The sequence below is a fragment of the Nocardia sp. CA-151230 genome, assembly GCF_050942175.1.
Classification (GTDB): Bacteria; Actinomycetota; Actinomycetes; order Mycobacteriales; family Mycobacteriaceae; genus Nocardia.
This window is the reverse complement of the sequence record NZ_CP192061.1, coordinates 2,187,793-2,203,655: the sequence shown is the minus strand read 5'-3', so window position 1 is coordinate 2,203,655 and position 15,863 is coordinate 2,187,793. Positions and strand designations below refer to the sequence as shown.

13 protein-coding genes are annotated in these 15,863 nt (G+C 68.5%); 9 read left to right on the top strand and 4 right to left on the bottom strand.

Annotation, left to right across the window (positions count from 1 at the left end):
- Positions 1 to 87 precede the first annotated feature (87 nt).
- A complete protein-coding gene (smc, locus tag ACQP1O_RS09900; protein ID WP_433565529.1) occupies positions 88 to 3,693 on the bottom strand; it encodes a chromosome segregation protein SMC in 3,606 nt (1,201 codons plus the stop codon).
- Between the two features lie 94 nt (positions 3,694 to 3,787).
- On the opposite strand from smc, the gene ACQP1O_RS09895 reads away from it, so the two are divergent.
- Positions 3,788 to 4,729 (top strand): MerR family transcriptional regulator, encoded by a 942-nt coding sequence (locus ACQP1O_RS09895; protein WP_433565528.1) that lies wholly within the window; start codon positions 3,788 to 3,790, stop codon positions 4,727 to 4,729.
- Positions 4,730 to 4,808: 79 nt separating this feature from the next.
- On the opposite strand, the gene ACQP1O_RS09890 is transcribed toward ACQP1O_RS09895, so the two are convergent.
- Positions 4,809 to 5,264, bottom strand: coding sequence for a DUF1707 SHOCT-like domain-containing protein (locus tag ACQP1O_RS09890; protein WP_433565527.1), 456 nt, complete (start codon positions 5,262 to 5,264; stop codon positions 4,809 to 4,811).
- A gap of 143 nt (positions 5,265 to 5,407) precedes the next feature.
- Between ACQP1O_RS09890 and ACQP1O_RS09885 the strand changes: the two genes are divergently transcribed.
- Positions 5,408 to 6,640 (top strand): acyl-CoA dehydrogenase family protein, encoded by a 1,233-nt coding sequence (locus ACQP1O_RS09885; protein ID WP_433565526.1) that lies wholly within the window; start codon positions 5,408 to 5,410, stop codon positions 6,638 to 6,640.
- A gap of 2 nt (positions 6,641 to 6,642) precedes the next feature.
- A complete protein-coding gene (locus ACQP1O_RS09880) occupies positions 6,643 to 7,767 on the top strand; it encodes an acyl-CoA dehydrogenase family protein (RefSeq protein WP_433565525.1) in 1,125 nt (374 codons plus the stop codon).
- Between the two features lie 105 nt (positions 7,768 to 7,872).
- Here ACQP1O_RS09880 and ACQP1O_RS09875 read toward each other — a convergent pair whose 3' ends face one another.
- Positions 7,873 to 8,049, bottom strand: a complete 177-nt coding sequence (locus ACQP1O_RS09875) for a hypothetical protein (protein ID WP_433565524.1) — start codon at positions 8,047 to 8,049, stop codon at positions 7,873 to 7,875.
- Positions 8,050 to 8,278: 229 nt separating this feature from the next.
- Here ACQP1O_RS09875 and ACQP1O_RS09870 point away from each other — a divergent pair, with 229 nt between their 5' ends.
- The 5 genes from ACQP1O_RS09870 (at position 8,279) to ACQP1O_RS09850 (ending at position 13,703) form a co-directional block, all read left to right on the top strand.
- Positions 8,279 to 8,719 carry a carboxymuconolactone decarboxylase family protein gene (locus ACQP1O_RS09870; RefSeq protein WP_433565523.1) on the top strand — a complete coding sequence of 147 codons (441 nt, stop codon included), beginning with the start codon at positions 8,279 to 8,281 and terminating at the stop codon, positions 8,717 to 8,719.
- Positions 8,720 to 8,828: 109 nt separating this feature from the next.
- Positions 8,829 to 9,539 (top strand): metallophosphoesterase family protein, encoded by a 711-nt coding sequence (locus ACQP1O_RS09865; protein ID WP_433565522.1) that lies wholly within the window; start codon positions 8,829 to 8,831, stop codon positions 9,537 to 9,539.
- 177 nt (positions 9,540 to 9,716) lie between these two features.
- Positions 9,717 to 10,160: a CBS domain-containing protein gene (locus ACQP1O_RS09860; protein ID WP_433565521.1), complete on the top strand. Its 444-nt coding sequence runs from the start codon at positions 9,717 to 9,719 to the stop codon at positions 10,158 to 10,160.
- A 19-nt stretch (positions 10,161 to 10,179) separates the two neighbouring features.
- Positions 10,180 to 11,469: an ArsB/NhaD family transporter gene (locus tag ACQP1O_RS09855; protein ID WP_433565520.1), complete on the top strand. Its 1,290-nt coding sequence runs from the start codon at positions 10,180 to 10,182 to the stop codon at positions 11,467 to 11,469.
- An 83-nt stretch (positions 11,470 to 11,552) separates the two neighbouring features.
- Positions 11,553 to 13,703 carry an acyltransferase family protein gene (locus ACQP1O_RS09850; RefSeq protein ID WP_433565519.1) on the top strand — a complete coding sequence of 717 codons (2,151 nt, stop codon included), beginning with the start codon at positions 11,553 to 11,555 and terminating at the stop codon, positions 13,701 to 13,703.
- A 122-nt stretch (positions 13,704 to 13,825) separates the two neighbouring features.
- Here ACQP1O_RS09850 and ACQP1O_RS09845 read toward each other — a convergent pair whose 3' ends face one another.
- Entirely contained in the window at positions 13,826 to 14,155 is a 330-nt protein-coding gene (locus ACQP1O_RS09845) for an ArsR/SmtB family transcription factor (RefSeq protein ID WP_433565518.1), read from the bottom strand.
- Between the two features lie 140 nt (positions 14,156 to 14,295).
- Here ACQP1O_RS09845 and ACQP1O_RS09840 point away from each other — a divergent pair, with 140 nt between their 5' ends.
- A complete protein-coding gene (locus ACQP1O_RS09840; RefSeq protein ID WP_433565517.1) occupies positions 14,296 to 15,834 on the top strand; it encodes a substrate-binding domain-containing protein in 1,539 nt (512 codons plus the stop codon).
- Positions 15,835 to 15,863 lie beyond the last annotated feature (29 nt).

Sequence of the window (15,863 nt, the reverse complement as noted above, 5' to 3'; positions counted from 1 at the left end):
CCTCGCCCGTGCGACGCGCAGGCGTTTCACTTTGCCCCGCACCGCAATCCCGCTCACCGGGACGACGGCGCCGGGCTCGTCACCGGGTCACGGTGTCGCGCCGACCAAATTCTCCCCGCGCATGCGCTGCGAGATCACCTGCGTGATGCCGTCGCCGCGCATGCTGACGCCGTACAGCGCGTCGGCGATCTCCATGGTCGGCTTCTGGTGGGTGATGACGATGAGCTGGCTCTTCTCGCGCAGCTGCTCGAACAGGCCGATGAGCCGGCGCAGGTTGGTGTCGTCCAGCGCCGCCTCGACCTCGTCCATGACATAGAACGGGGAGGGGCGGGCCCGGAAGATCGACACCAGGAAAGCCACTGCCGCAAGGGACTTCTCGCCGCCGGAGAGCAGCGACAGCCGCTTGACCTTCTTGCCCGGCGGGCGGGCCTCGACCTCGACGCCGGTGGCGAGCATGTCGCTGGGATCGGTGAGCAGCAGCCGCCCCTCACCGCCGGGGAACAGGCGACCGAAGACGCCGGTGAATTCGCGTTCGACGTCCTCGTAGGCCTCGGTGAAGACCTGCAGGATGCGCTCATCCACCTCGGCGACCACGTCGAGCAGATCCTGGCGGGCCTTCTTGACGTCCTCGAGCTGGGTGTTGAGGAAGGTGTAGCGCTCCTCGAGGGCCGCGAACTCCTCCAGCGCCAGGGGATTCACCTTGCCGAGGGTGGTGAGGTCCTTCTCGGCGCGCTTGGCACGGCGCTCCTGGGTGGCGCGATCGTAGGGCATGGGCTGGGGTGCGCTGACGGCTTCGCCGCGGTCGCGGGCCTGCTCGTACTCCATCACCTCCAGCGCGGTGGGCGGCATGGGGACGTCCGGGCCGTATTCGGCGATGAGGTCGTCGAGGCTGATGCCGAACTGTTCGGAGATGGTGGTCTCGACCTGTTCGATGCGCAGCGCGGCCTGGGCACGGGCGACCTCGTCGCGGTGCACGGCGTCGGTGAGCTGGGTGAGCTGGGTGGTGAGGGCCCGGCAGCGTTCCTTGGTCTGCTCCACCTGGGCCGCGAATTCGCTACGGCGGCGCACCAATTCGTCACGGCGGGTGGCGGCCTGGCCGACCACCTGCTCGAGTTCGGCGGCCACCCGTTCCGCGGACTCGGCGACCACGGCGGCGACGGCGGCGGCCCGGCGGCGGGCGGCCTGGGCGCGTTCGGCGCGGGCGCGGGTCTCGCGCTCGGCGCGGGCGGCGCGGCGCAGCGAATCCGCTTTGCCGCGCACCGATTCCGCGCGTTCCTCGGCGGTGCGGACGGCCAGGCGGGCCTCGACCTCCATGGTGCGGGCCTCCGCGAGGGCGGCGGCGGCCTCCTCGCGGGCGTAGCCGGCGGTCTCGGTGCCGGCGGCCTCCGGATCCATCTCGGCCTGTTCGAGTTCGGCGTTGCGCAGCCGATCCTCGAGTTCGGCCAGTTTGGAAAGCGTGTCCTCGCGGCCGGCTTCGGCGTCGTCGCGCTGGGCCAGCAGGCGGTCGCATTCGCCCTGGGCGGTGCGGGCGGCGTGGCCGAGGCGGCCCAGGCGTTCGTAGATGGCGACGAGAGCCTGATCGGATTCGTGCAGGGCGAGCAGCGCATGGTCGACCGCCTCCTTGCGGTCGGACTGTTCGGCCAGCGCGCCCGCGAGCGCCGCCTCGAGTTCCTCGGCCTGACGCTGCCAGGACACCAATTCGTCCTGGGCGGCATCGATGTCGGCCTGCACCTCGAGCTGGCTGGGGGCGCGGTCGGAGCCGCCGAGCAGCCAGCCGCTGCCGGTGAGGTCGCCGTCGCGGGTGACCACGCGCAGTTCCGGGCGTTCGGCGATGACCCGGGCGGCCGTGGCGAGATCGTCGGTGACCGCGATGCCGATGGTGAGGGCGGCGATGGCACCGCGTAGATCGGCGGGGCAGTCCACCACCTCGATGAGCCAGCGCGCACCGACCGGTAGTCGCGAATCTGCCTGTGCCACAGGGTGATCGGCGGCGTAGACGAGGGCGGCGCGGCCGCCGTCGGATTCCTTGAGGGCGCGCACGGCGGCGTGCGCGGCGGGACCGGTGTCGGCGGCGACGGCGTCGGCCAGCGGGCCCAGGGCGGCGGCGACCGCGGATTCGAATCCGCCGAGCACTCGGATCAGGCCGGACAGCGGGCCGAGCAGGCCGTCGGTGCGGTGCTCGAGCAGCCAGGCCGCGCCGTCCTTGCGGCGCAGGCCCATGGTGAGGGCCTCGATGCGGGCGCTCAGCGAGGCGACGCGCTTACCGGCCTCGCGGTCCTTCTCGCGCAGTTCGGTGACGCGCTGGTCGGCCAGGGCCAGGGCCTGGGCGGCGTGCTCGTAGGCGTGGTCCAGGCCCTCCTCGCCGGCGTCGAGTTCGCTCAATTCGCTCTGGACGGCCTCGAATTCGACATTGGCGTCCTCGCCGCGGCGGCGGGCCTCGGCGATGCCGGTGGACATGCGGGCGATCTCGCTGTCCACCGACTGGGCCCGGATGCGCAGGGTATCGACCTGGCCGGACAGGCGGGCCAGGCCCTCGCGGCGGTCGGCGATGGCGCGGACGGCGGCGAGGTGGGCCTGTTCGGCGGCCTTGGCGGCCTGTTCGCGTTCGTAGAGTTGTTCGCGGGCGGATTCCAGCGTCTCGGTGGCGATTTCGACCGCTTCGCGCAGTTCGGCCTCTTCGGCCTCGACCCGATCCGCCTCGCGCTCCAGCTGTTCGGGGTCGCGGCCGGCGCCGGCGGGTTGCTCGATGGTGAGGTTGCGGGCGCGATCACGGGCAATGCGGATAGTGGCATTGACGCGTTCGGTGAGGGCGGAGAGCTGGAACCAGGTCTGGGCGGCGGCCTCGGCGCTGGGGGTGAGCTTGGACAGCTCGAATTCCTGCTGGGCCAGGGCGGCATTGGCGGCGTCCAGCTCGGCCTGCATATTGACCTGCTGCTCGCGGGCGTAGGCCTCCTTGCTCTGCTGGCTTTCCAGTTCGCGGCGGCGGCTCACCAGATCGTCGGCGGCCAGGCGCAAGCGGGCGTCGCGGAGTTCGGACTGTACGGTCGCGGCGCGGCGGGCCACCTCGGCCTGCCGGCCCAGCGGCTTCAACTGCCTGCGCAATTCGGTGGTGAGGTCGGTGAGACGGGCCAGGTTGGCCTGCATGGCGTCCAGCTTGCGGACGGCCTTCTCCTTGCGCCGCCGGTGCTTGAGCACGCCCGCGGCCTCCTCGATGAAGGCCCGCCGGTCCTCCGGCCGCGATTCCAGAATCGCCGACAGCTGGCCCTGGCCGACGATGACGTGCATTTCCCGGCCGATGCCGGAGTCGCTGAGCAGCTCCTGGACATCCATGAGCCGGCAGGAGTTTCCATTGATCTCGTACTCGCCCGCGCCGTCGCGGAACATGCGGCGGGTAATGGACACTTCGGAGTACTCGATGGGCAGCACGCCGTCGGAGTTGTCGATGGTCAGCGTGACTTCGGCACGACCCAGCGGGGCGCGGCCCGCGGTGCCGGCGAAGATGACGTCCTGCATCTTCCCGCCTCGCAGCGCTTTGGCGCCCTGCTCACCCATCACCCAGGTGAGCGCGTCGACGACGTTCGATTTCCCCGACCCGTTGGGCCCGACCACGCAGGTGATCCCCGGTTCGAATCGCAACGTCGTCGCGGACGCGAAGGACTTGAACCCCTTCAGCGTCAGACTCTTCAGGTGCACAGCGGCTCAGACTACCCGCTCCGCCAGGATTGCCCCGAGTATGCCGAACACGAGGACTTGAGTCTCCACCAAGGGGAAGCACCAGGGTTGACGCATGGACGACGAAACGCTCTACACGATCGGGGCGCTGGCCGAACGCACCGGCCTGACGGTCAAGACCATTCGGTTCTACTCCGACAAGGGGATCGTTCCGGCGACCATGTACAGCCCCGGCGGTTACCGGCTGTACGACATCGAGGCCGTGGCACGCCTGGAACTGGTACGCACCCTGCGCGAACTGGGCATGGACCTGGCGACCGTGCGGCGCGTGCTGTCCCGCGAAACCTCCCTGACCGAGGTCGCGACCGCGCACGCCGAGGCGGTGGACGTACAGATCCGCGTACTGCGGCTCCGGCGCGCAGTGCTCCGCGCGGTGGCCAACCGGGGATCGGATGACAAGGAGATGGGATTCATGCACAAACTGGTGCAATTGTCCGAAGCCGAACGCGCCCGCATCATTCACGACTTCGTCGACGACACCTTCGGCGCCGTGGACGGCAACCCCGCCGTCCTGGAGCTGCTCCGCTCGACCACGCCGGAACTCCCCGACGACCCCACCCCCGACCAGGTCGGCGCCTGGATGGACCTGGTGGAACTGGTGCGGGACAAGGAATTTCGAGCCGCCGTCCGCCGCATGGCGGACTACCAGGCCGAGGAACGCGCCGCCGGCGACGACACTGGCCTCCACCACGATCTCACCGAGGCCGTCCGCATCGAAGTCGGCCGAGCCCTGACCGATGGCATCGCCCCCGAAAGCCCCGCCGCAGCACCTGTCCTCGACACCCTGACAGCCCGCTACGCCGAAACCTTCGCCAAGCCGGACGACCGCAATCTCCGAGCATGGATCCTGAACCGCCTGGAAATCGCCAACGACCCACGTGTAGAACGCTATTGGCGACTGGTGGCCACCATCAACGCCTGGCCCGCGCTCCCCGACCTCGGCCCCACTTTCGACTGGTTCGCCTCAGCCCTCCGCGCCCGAATCACTCAGCGCTGAAGCGACTGCCGACGCCCACAGCCGAATAGCATGCCGCACTCCTGCATCGGAGGTGCGGCACGCTGGGTGAGCGGCGGGGTCAGCGGGTGCGGTAGCGGTTCCAGGCGGCGGATTCCCAGCCCATGACGACACGGAAGACGAGGACCGCTCCCCAGGGGACGATGACCCAGACCGGCCAGGGGTAGGTGAATTCGCCTGCGGTGAGGGAGATTGCGGCCCAGATGACGAGGCAGAGGAGGCTGGCGCCGAGCCAGGCGCTGCCTTCGATCTGCTGCCAGATGGGGAATCGGGTGCGGGAGATGGACTGCGGCGCAACGGTCTTTGGCAGTTTGGGGAGGTCCTGGAGGACCAGTTGGAGGTCCTCGCGGGTGGCCGTGGCGTAGACCCGGGTGAGGCGCTCGTTGTATTCGGCCAGGTCGAGGCGGCCGTCGGAGACGTGGCGGCCGAGAAGGTCGGCGATCTGGGCGCGCTCGGCGTCGGAGGCGCGGGTGCCGGTGGTGATGTCCATGTCGATCCTCTCGGTCGGACGCTTCATATGTTCCACAGTGGAACATAAATCAAGGATAAACCTCCACAATGGAATGTCAAGGGATTGAAGTGAGGGCAGGTGCCAGCACATTTGCCAGCACGGGTGATGCGATGAGATGGTTAGTGCTAGTTCTCGGACAAGGAGTCATCGTGGACCTCGACTGGTCGCCTGCCGATCTGGCATTTCGTGATGAAGTGCGCAGCTTCCTCGACGAAAAGTTAACCAACGATCTTCGCCGTGCGGGACGGTTGGCGACGAGCGTCTACCCGGACCACGAGGCCAGCATGCAATGGCAGGCCATCCTGCACGAGCGCGGCTGGGCCGCCCCGGCATGGCCGGTGAAGTACGGCGGCTGCGACTGGAGCCTGACCCAGCACTACATCTTCGGCCGCGAATGCACCCTGGCCGGCGCACCGAACCTGTCCCCCATGGGAATTCGCATGGTCGCGCACGCCATCATGGCCTTCGGCACCCCGGAGCAGAAGGACTTCTTCCTGCCCCGCATCCTCACCGGCGAGGTCTTCTTCTGCCAGGGCTATTCGGAGCCCGAAGCGGGCTCGGACCTGGCCTCGCTGACCATGGCCGCGGTGCCCGACGGCGAGGACCTGGTCGTCACCGGCTCGAAGATCTGGACCACGCACGCCACCGAGGCCAACTGGATCTTCGCCCTGGTCCGCACCTCCCGGCAGGCCAAGAAGCAGCAGGGCATCACCTTCGTGCTCATCGATATGCGCACCCCGGGCATCGAGATCCGCCCGCTGGTCATGACCTCCGGCGAGCAGGTGCAGAACCAGGTGTTCTTCGACCAGGTGCGGGTGCCGCAGGCGAACGTGCTGGGCGCCATCGACGACGGCTGGACCGTCGCCAAGTACCTGCTCAACTTCGAGCGCGGCGGCGGCGCGGCGGCCCCGGCCCTGCAGGTCATGGCCGAGGAGCTCGCCCAGGCGGCCACGCAGCAGGTCGCCCCGAGCGGCGGCGCGCTCATCGACGACCCCGCCTTCGCCGCCAAGCTGGCCGATGCCCGCCTGCGCGCGGACGTGCTGGAGATCCTCGAATACCGCACCCTCGCACTGGTTTCCAGCGGCAAGGATCCGGGCCCCGCCGCGTCCACCATCAAGATCCTCGGCACCGAGCTGAGTCAGGCGCTCACCGAGCTCGCGCTGGAGGCTGCGGGTCCGCGCGGTCGCGCCTATCAGCCGCACGCCACCATGCCGGGCGGCCCGATCGCCGATTTCACCCCGCCCGCCGACGGTTTCGTCGTCGGCGCGGACTGGCAGGCGGTCGCCCCGCTGCGGTACTTCAACGACCGCGCCGGCTCGATCTATGCCGGCAGCAACGAGATTCAGCGCAACATCATCGCCAAAGCCACCCTGGGACTGTAGCCATGGACTTCTCCTTCACCGCCGAACAAGAACTGCTCCGCGACACCGTCACCGAGTTCCTCGCGGCGCGCTATCCGCTCGAGCCCAGCCGCGCGGCGGCGCGCACCGGGGCGGGCTGGCAACCGGAGGTGTGGCGCGGGCTGGCCGAGGAGGTCGGGATTCTCGGGGCGAGCCTGCCGGAGTCGGTGGGCGGCATCGGGGGCGGCCCGGTAGAGACCATGATCATCGCCGAGGCGCTGGGCGCGGCACTCGTGCTGGAGCCGTACGTGGACACCGTGGTGGTCGGCGGCGGCCTGCTGCGGCGCGCCGACGGCAAGCGGGCCGAGGATCTGCTGACCGGCATCGCCGCCGGCGACGTGGTCACCGGATTCGCCGCGCTGGAACCGCAATCCGGCTACGACTACACCGCTGTCGCGACCACCGCGGTCCGCAACGGTGACGACTGGGTGCTGACCGGTGAGAAGACGGTGGTGACCGCCGCACCGCTGGCCACCCACCTGCTGGTGACCGCGCGACTGGACGGCGGCATCGCGCTGTTCGTGGTCGATTTCGACGCCGCCCATCCGCCCGCCGGGCTCACCGCACGCCCGTACCGCACCATCGACGAACGTCAGGCCGCGGACCTGACCTTCGAGGCCCTGCGCGTGCCCGCCGACGCCCTGGTGCTCGCGGACGCGGGCGAGGCCATTGCCGCCACCCTGGACGAGGCCATCGCGGCGGTGTGCGCGGAGGCGGTCGGAGCCATGCGCAAGGTCGTCGCCGACACCGTCGCCTACACCAAGCAGCGCCAGCAGTTCGGCGTCCCGATCGCCAGTTTCCAGGCGCTGCAGCACCGCATGGTGGACATGCTGCTGGAGCTCGAACAGGCCGTGGCCGCAACGTATCTGGTGACGCTGAAGCTGGACGCCCCCGCACCGGAGCGGGCCCGCGCGGCCTCGGCCGCCAAGGCCACCATCGGCCGCGCCGCCCGGCGCATCGGCCAGGAGTCGGTGCAGCTGCACGGCGCCATGGGCATGACCGAGGAGCTGGCCATCGGCCACTTCTTCAAGCGCCTGACCGCCGTGCAGTACGAGTTCGGCACCACCGACCAGCACATCGCCCGCTATGCCGCAATGACGCGGCCGTAGCGGTTCCCGCGCACCGGTTCAGGGGTGATCCGGTGTCCGGCCGGGTTCCGGTGGATCGCCGGGGGGATCCACCGGAACCCGGCCGTCGCGCAGGCGATCCCGTGGCTACCGGCGATTGCCCTGGCCGACGCCGACGGGTATCCGTCCGGCATCACGGCGTCCGGACCGGGGCGCGGCGGCGGCCCGCGCCGACCCTCGCACGGCGAGCACGACAACCAGCGCCAATGCGGGTCCGGTGACGAAGCACAGCAGACCCAGCGCGATCAGCAGAACTGTTCCCACGTGCGGATTATTGTCCGCCGCGCCGCATTTCGCACAATTACGGCAAACGCCACCCTCCGGACCGAACGAGCCGACCGGTCCACCTGGAACCTGGTCCGGGAACCCGGCGGCAATTGCGGCCGCGACCAGCGCCATTCCGGTGTGATCGAGGCCACAGCAGCCCACCCGTCACGTCCGCGGGCCCTGTCTCGTCCTTGGTGTGGAAACGAACCGGAGGAAGGACGACACCATGTCGCGATTGAACATGCAGCAGGCAGCCCCCGAGGTCTACAAGGCCTGGATCGCCGCCGAGACCGCGATCCGTCGCGGACCCCTCGACGCCACCGTGCGGGAACTGGTCAAGATCCGGGTCTCACAGATCAACGGCTGCCTGTTCTGCATCGACATGCACTCCACCGAGGCCCGCAAGGAGGGCGAGACCGAGCGGCGGCTGTGGCACCTCAACGCCTGGCGGGAGTCGGAGCTCTTCACCCCGGCCGAGCAGGCCGCGCTGGAATACGCCGAGGCCGCGACGCAACTCGGCTCGCACGGGGTGAGCGACGAGATCTGGGCGGGCGTGGAGAAGCACTTCGACGAGGGCCAGCGGGCGGGTCTGGTCGCGGTGACCGCGCAGATCAATCTGTGGAACCGGATCGGCGTCCCGCTGCGGCTGGAGCCCCTGGGCGAGTAGGCCCGCATCGGCCACAGCCCGAATAGCGTTGACAGCCGAGAAGGTTCTGTGGCTGGCTGACGGTATGGGCGGTGGTGAGAGCGATTCCGGACGCGTCCGGATCGCGGCAGTGGGCGATCTGCACATGCGCGAGAGCATGCGCGGCCGATTCCGGCCCGCCCTGGTGGAACTGGGTGAACGCGCGGATGTGCTGCTGCTGGCCGGTGATCTGACCAACGGCGGCACCCTGCGCGACACCGACGCGCTGTGCGCCGAGATCGAGGAGCTGCCGGTCCCGGTCGTCGCCGTCCTGGGCAATCACGATCACGACCGCCGGCTCGGCTTCCGGATCTCGGTGCGGCTCAGCGAGATCGGCGTCCACATGCTCGATGGAACCGCGATCACCCTGCCCGTCAACGGGATTCGCCTGGGCATCGCCGGGGTGATGGGCGGCAGCGGCGGCTTCCCCGGCCACCCGGGCAATCCCGCCGAGGGCAGTGTCGAACACCGCGCCCGGTTCCGCCGCGGCCCCGCCGACGCCACTCGCCTGCGCGCCGCCCTGGAGTCCCTCGACACCGACCTCCGCATCGCCCTCATGCACTTCTCCCCCGTCGTCGACACCCTGGCCGGTGAGCCCCCGAAGATCTACCCGGGCCTGGGCTGTCACGATCTCGCCGAGGCGGTGGACGCGGCCGGCGCCGCCCTCGCCATCCACGGCCACGCCCACGGCGGCACCGAATTCGGCCGCACCGCTGGCGGTGTCGAGGTCCGCAACGTCTCCCATCCGGTCATCCGGGCCGCCTGCCGGGTGTATGAGCTGAGCCACCCGGGCGACAGGTAAACCCGTTCGCGGTACCGTTGACGAAATCTCTACAGACGGCGTGCCGGGAAGTCTGGTCGGCCGGTCCGAAACCTCGGGCCGCACGGTCCGACCTGGGAGTTTCGATGCGGTATCCGTTTTCGATCTTGACGTATTCTGCTGCCGTGAACGCTCGGCTATTCGTCGTATCCTGCACATATGCATGCCGCTCAGATGGCCGAGGACTATCCCGTGATCGATCTGGACTCCGACGCGATCGACGCGGCGAAGTTGCTGGCCGAGCATCGACTACCCGGGATTCTGGTGACCGATGCCAAGGGGGCGCCGCATTCGGTGTTGCCGGCGTCGCAGGTGGTGCTGTTCATCGTGCCGAAGTACGTGCAGGACGATCCGTCGCTGGCGGGGGTGCTGAACGAGTCCATGTGCGGACAGGTGGTGAAGCGGCTGCGGGGCAAGAAGGTTCGGGATGTGATTCCGGAGCGGCTCACCAAGATTCCGGCCGCGAAGGCCGACGACAATATCGTCGAGGTGGCCGCGCTGATGGCGAAGTACAAGTCGCCGCTGGTGGCGGTGCAGGACGGCGAGACGCTGCTCGGCGTGATCACGTCCTCGCGGCTGCTCGAGGTGGCGCTGGCGAACTGAGCCCGCCGGGACGGCCGTCGTGACCGCTGTCGCCATCGCCGTTTTTGTCGTCGCCTACGTTCTCATCGCCTCGGAGCGGGTGCACAAGACCATCGCGGCACTGGTCGGTGGGGGCGTGGTCATCGGCATCGGCATCCTCGACTCCGACGACGTCTTCTACTCGCACGAGACCGGCATCGACTGGAACGTCATCTACCTGCTGCTCGGCATGATGATCATCGTCGGGGTACTGCGGCAGACCGGCATCTTCGAGTACGTCGCGATCTGGGCGGCCAAGCGCGCCAAGGGATCCGCGCTGCGGGTGATGATCCTGCTGGTGTTCATCACCGCCACCGCGTCCGGCTTCCTGGACAATGTCACCACCGTGCTGCTCATCGCCCCGGTCACCCTGCTGGTGTGCGAGCGCCTCGAGGTGCCGCCGGCGCCGTTCCTCATCGCCGAGGTGCTGGCCTCCAATATCGGCGGCGCCGCGACCCTCGTCGGCGACCCGCCCAACATCATCATCGGCAGCCGGGCGGGGCTGTCGTTCAACGACTTCTTCCTGAATCTGACACCGATCGTGCTGATCACGCTGGCCGTGTTCACCCTGCTGCTGCCGCGCCTGTTCAAGGGCTCGTTCGATGTCGATCCCGAACGCGCCGCCGACATCATGCAGCTGAACGAGCGCGAGGCGATTCGCGATCCGAAGCTGCTGATCAAGTGCGGAATTGTGCTCGCCGCCGTGTTCGCGGGATTCTTCGGCCACCCGATCTTCCACCTCCAACCCTCGTTGGTGGCATTGCTCGGCGCGGGCGCACTGGTGCTGATTTCCGGTCTGCCACAACGGGATTACCTGTCCGCGGTGGAATGGGAAACGCTGCTGTTCTTCGCCGGTCTGTTCGTGATGATCGGGGCGCTGGTGAAAACCGGTGTGATCGCCCGTCTGGCGAAATCCGCGACCGAACTCACCGGCGGTGACGCGCTCGTGGCAACCATGCTGATACTCGTGGTCTCGGCGGTGCTGTCGGGGGTCATCGACAACATCCCGTACGTGGCGACCATGAGTCCACTGGTGGCCCAGCTGGTGGAGCACGTCGATCACCCGGCCCAGGCGAACGCCCTGTGGTGGGCGCTGGCACTGGGCGCGGATTTCGGTGGCAATCTCACAGCAGTCGGGGCCAGCGCGAATGTGGTGATGCTCGGCATCGCACGCCGCTCGGACCATCCGATCTCGTTCTGGGAATTCACCCGGAAGGGCATTCCGGTGACTGCGGTCACGATTGCAGTGGCCGCGCCATATCTGTGGCTACGCTATTTCGCATTTGCCTGACCAGCGACAAACGGCCCAACACGGACCTCTTCTGTGTGGCGATTGGTAATTTCCGCGACCCCTGACCGACAATGGCAGCCGCCATGTCCATATCCAGCACCGATCACCCGACCGCGCCGGGCAGCGACCGACAGGACGCACCGGCCGCCCCCACCAGGCCCGGGGCCTACCGACGCGATCTGGACGGATTGCGTGGCGTAGCTATCGCGCTGGTGGTCGCCTTCCACATCTGGGCCGGACGCGTATCCGGCGGTGTGGACGTGTTCCTGGTACTGTCCGGCTTCTTCTTCACCGGCATGCTGGTGCGCCGCGCCGGCGGCGGATCGGTGGGGGTGATGACCACCATCCGGCGCACGCTGCGCCGGCTGCTGCCCGCCATGGTGGTGGTGCTGGCGGCGGTCGTCGCCGCCACGGTGGTGCTGCTCCCCCACACACGCTGGTCGAATATCGCGGGCCAGACGCTGGCCTCGCTGTTCTACTACCAGAACTGGTACCTAGCGCTGTCCTGGTCGGACTATCTGGCCGCGGATCCCTCGGTGAGCCCGCTGCAGCATCTGTGGTCGATGTCGGTACAGGGGCAGATGTATATGGCGCTGCTGCTGACGGTCGCCGCTGTGGCCTGGGTGTTGCGTCGCGTGGTCCGGGCGGGGGCGTGGAAACTGGCCGTCGAGTACCCGCTGGTGCGCCGCGCCGGACAGGACGGCGTGTTGCGGCTGGCGCTCGCGGTGATATTCGCCGCCGCCGCCATCATCTCGTTCCGCTATGCCGGTGAGGGCGTTTCGACCCAGCAGGGCTGGAACTATTACGACACCTTCGCTCGCGCCTGGGAACCGCTCGTGGGCGGTCTGCTCGCCCTGGCCGCGCCGCTGATCCGGCTGCCCAGACCGACGCGGGAAGTGTTCGCCTGGACCGGAATCGCGGCCATCGCCTGCTGTGGCTGGATGGTGAACGGCTCCCTGGTCTTCCCCGGCCCGGCCGCACTGATTCCGGTCCTGGCCACGGCCGCGCTGATTCTCGCGGGCGCGGGCCGCGACACCGCCGATCAGCCGCTGGTGAATCGCCTGCTGGCCACCGGACCGGCGGTGCAGCTCGGCGGGTTCGCCTACGCGCTGTATCTGTGGCACTGGCCGATGCTCATCTTCTATCTGGGTGAACTGCATCAGCGCCGGGCCGGGTGGCTGGGTGGACTGGTCATCATCCTGATCTCGCTGCTGCTGGCCTTCGTGACCCATCATCTGGTCGAGGAGCCGCTGCGGCTGCGCTCGCGGCCCGCCGCGACCCCCGCGTACGGCCGTGTTCTCGCCGGGGTGGCGGTCTCCACGGTCGGGGTGCTGCTGGTCGGCTCGACCCTCACCTGGCAGTGGAGCATGGGTGCGAAGGCGCACGCGGTCGGCGAGCTGGATCCCGCCAAATATCCGGGCGCGGAGGCCCTCACCGATCACGCGCTGGTGCCACGCGCCCCGATGCGCCCCACCACCGAGGAAGCCCCCGCCGATATCCCCTACCCCACGCGCGACGGCTGCATCTCCGACTTCGACACCCGCGCGGTCACCACCTGCACCTACGGTGATCGCGACGCGCACCGCACCCTGGCGGTGGTGGGCAATTCGCATGCCGAGCACTGGATTCCGGCCTTGCAGATTCTGGGCGAGCAGTATCGTTTCCGGGTCGTCGTCTACCTGAAGATGGGCTGCCCGCTCACGGTCGCCGAGGACCCCGTGTACAAGGGCCAGCAGAATCCGGACTGCCGCGACTGGTCGTCCGAGGTGATCGACCGGCTCGGCGTGGAGCGCCCCGACTACGTCTTCACCACCGCCACCCGCCCCAGCGACAATGGCGGCGACGAGACCCCGCAGGACTACGTCGACGTCTGGTCGGCGCTCTCCGACCGCGGCCTCCAGCTCATCGGCATCCGTGACACTCCGTGGCTGCGCCGCAACGGCATTCGCTACCGCGCCATCGACTGCCTGGCCGGCGGCGGCGATCGCCTCAGCTGCGGCATCCCGCGCGCCGAGGCCCTCAGCACGGAGAACCCGGCCGCCGCGCCCGCCGCCGCCTTCCCGAACATGCACCTCATCGACCCCAACGACGCGCTCTGCGAACCCGACATCTGCCCGGTCGTGGAGGGCAACATCCTCATCTACCACGACGAACACCATTTGACCGCAAGCTATTCACGGTCCATGGCCTCCGAACTCGCCCGCGAACTCGAGCCCATCCTGGACTGGTGGTAGCCCCAGCCCACGATCCGCCGGCGGTCGAACCGGCCTCGGTTCAGTAGGCCCCAACACCGCACATGCATCGATTCGCTACTTCACATGGGCCACACGGTCGCCGTGTCGGCCCACGGTGGGGATCAGTGGTGACGTATTGAATCCGGGTGCTCGTAGAGGGCTTCCCAGACCGCGAAGCTGGACAGCAATTCGACTGTGCGCCAGCCGCGTCCGGTCAACGCGATGAGGCCGGTGATTGCGTCATCCCAGCTGCCGACTCCTTCGGCAGTCACCAGGCCGTAGGCCACGACCACGCGCAGCACCCTGGAGACCCCGGGTCGGCGCAGGCCCAGCGCGGCGCGCAACTCGCGCACCGTGCACGGCTGCTGCGCGAGGAGATCCAATAGTTCCACCGCGCCCCGATGGTTCACCACATGGCGCAATACGGACAGCTCATCCGCCCGGTCGTTCATGGGATCGACGTTAGAGCGCGGTTCGTACTGGACCGCCGATCTTGACGGCACCTGTTCGCAACGCCCCGGCTTCTTTATCGATCATTTACAGCTCTACTGTCTACCGGCAAGGCTGGAGGACAACAGAATTCGGGGTTGCGGTGAACGGTTTTCCGCTCGACATCGTGCTGGCCATCATCGGTATCGCGGTGCCGATCGTGGCCTTCGTCTGGGAATTCGTGCTGGTGGGGCGGAAGCGGCTGGGGTACCGGGTGCAGATGGACACGCCCGTCACCGGTGAGATCGAGTCCGTCTTTCCGGGAGTGCTACCCCAATTGCGGCCGGAGGGTGATGGAGCCGCACCGGATCTGCAGGATTTGTCGGTGGTGCTGGTCCGGATCGAGAACAACGGCATCACCGATGTGGACAGCACGGATTACGCGTCGCCGCAGAGCGATCGCGTCGGGCTGCACATCCACTTTCCGCACCGCCGCGTGATCGGCATGGCCGTGACTGAATTGTCCGATGACGCCATGGGCGACAGCCTGAAACCGGACACCGGGATCGGCAGCCGCGAGGACACCCAGCATCGGGTCGGCATCATCGACCTGCCCAAGGTGCCGATGGACCGGGGCGACCACTACAAGATCCTCGCCATCCTGCAGCGGACGGCCGGGGCGGGCGAGTATCCGCCGCCGGTGGTGCGAGCCAAGCTCAAGGGCGGGCGGGTGTCGGAGACCCGCAGCCGCGTAGGCGCGTCGCCGAGACTGCTGGCGCTCATCGGTTTCCTGGTCGCCGTCATTGCCGTGCAGTTCGTCATGGGCATGGGTGACAGCAAGCCGAACAACGATGCGGCGGACTGTATTTCGGGAAGACTGACGCTGGCCGGCTCCACCGCCTTCGAGCCCGCCATGCGCAATGCCGCGACCGCCTACGCCGAGCACTGTTCGACGGCGCAGTTCGATTTCGAATTCGACAGCAGCGACCGGGGTTTGAGCCGGGTGGATGAGGAGGGCAGGAACAATCCCGGGCTGCTCGCCATCAGTGACGGGCCGAAGGGGGTCGGCTATCCGAGCCTGGTCCCGCGTTCGCTGGTGATGTCGCTGTTCACGATGATCGTCAACCCGCCGGTCGGCGTGCGCGATCTGTCCACACAGCAGATCCGCGACATCTACGCCGGGCGCGTGAACAACTGGCAGCAGGTCGGCGGCCCGGATCTGCCGGTGCGCGTGGTGAATCGGGTGCTGGGCTCGGGCAGCCGGGAGGCGTTCCGCAAGCATGTGCTCGGCGACGACCAGGCGCCGACGCCGGCCGCCACGTCCTGCCGCACCGTCGCGGTCACCAACCCGCCGAGCCCCGCTTTCTGCGAGGTCCCGGTCACCACCGACATGCTGAAAACCATTGCCGACCTGCCGGGTTCGATCGGCTACAGCGAATTCTCCGACGCCGCACAAACTTCCGGCGTGAAGATGCTGACCATCGACGGTCACTCCCCCACCCGCGACCAGGTGCTCGACCACACCTATCCGTTCTGGAGCGTCGAATACGCCTACAGCAACGGCGAACTCCCCGCCGACTCACTCGCCGCGGCGTTCCTGCGCTTCCTCACCGGCGGGACCGGCAAGGATGTGCTGCGGTCCTACGGCAACACGCCGTGCGGTGAGCTGCCCAACCCCACCACGTGTTCACCGGACCGCTAGCCGACATGGCGAAGGGGCCCGGTCGCCTT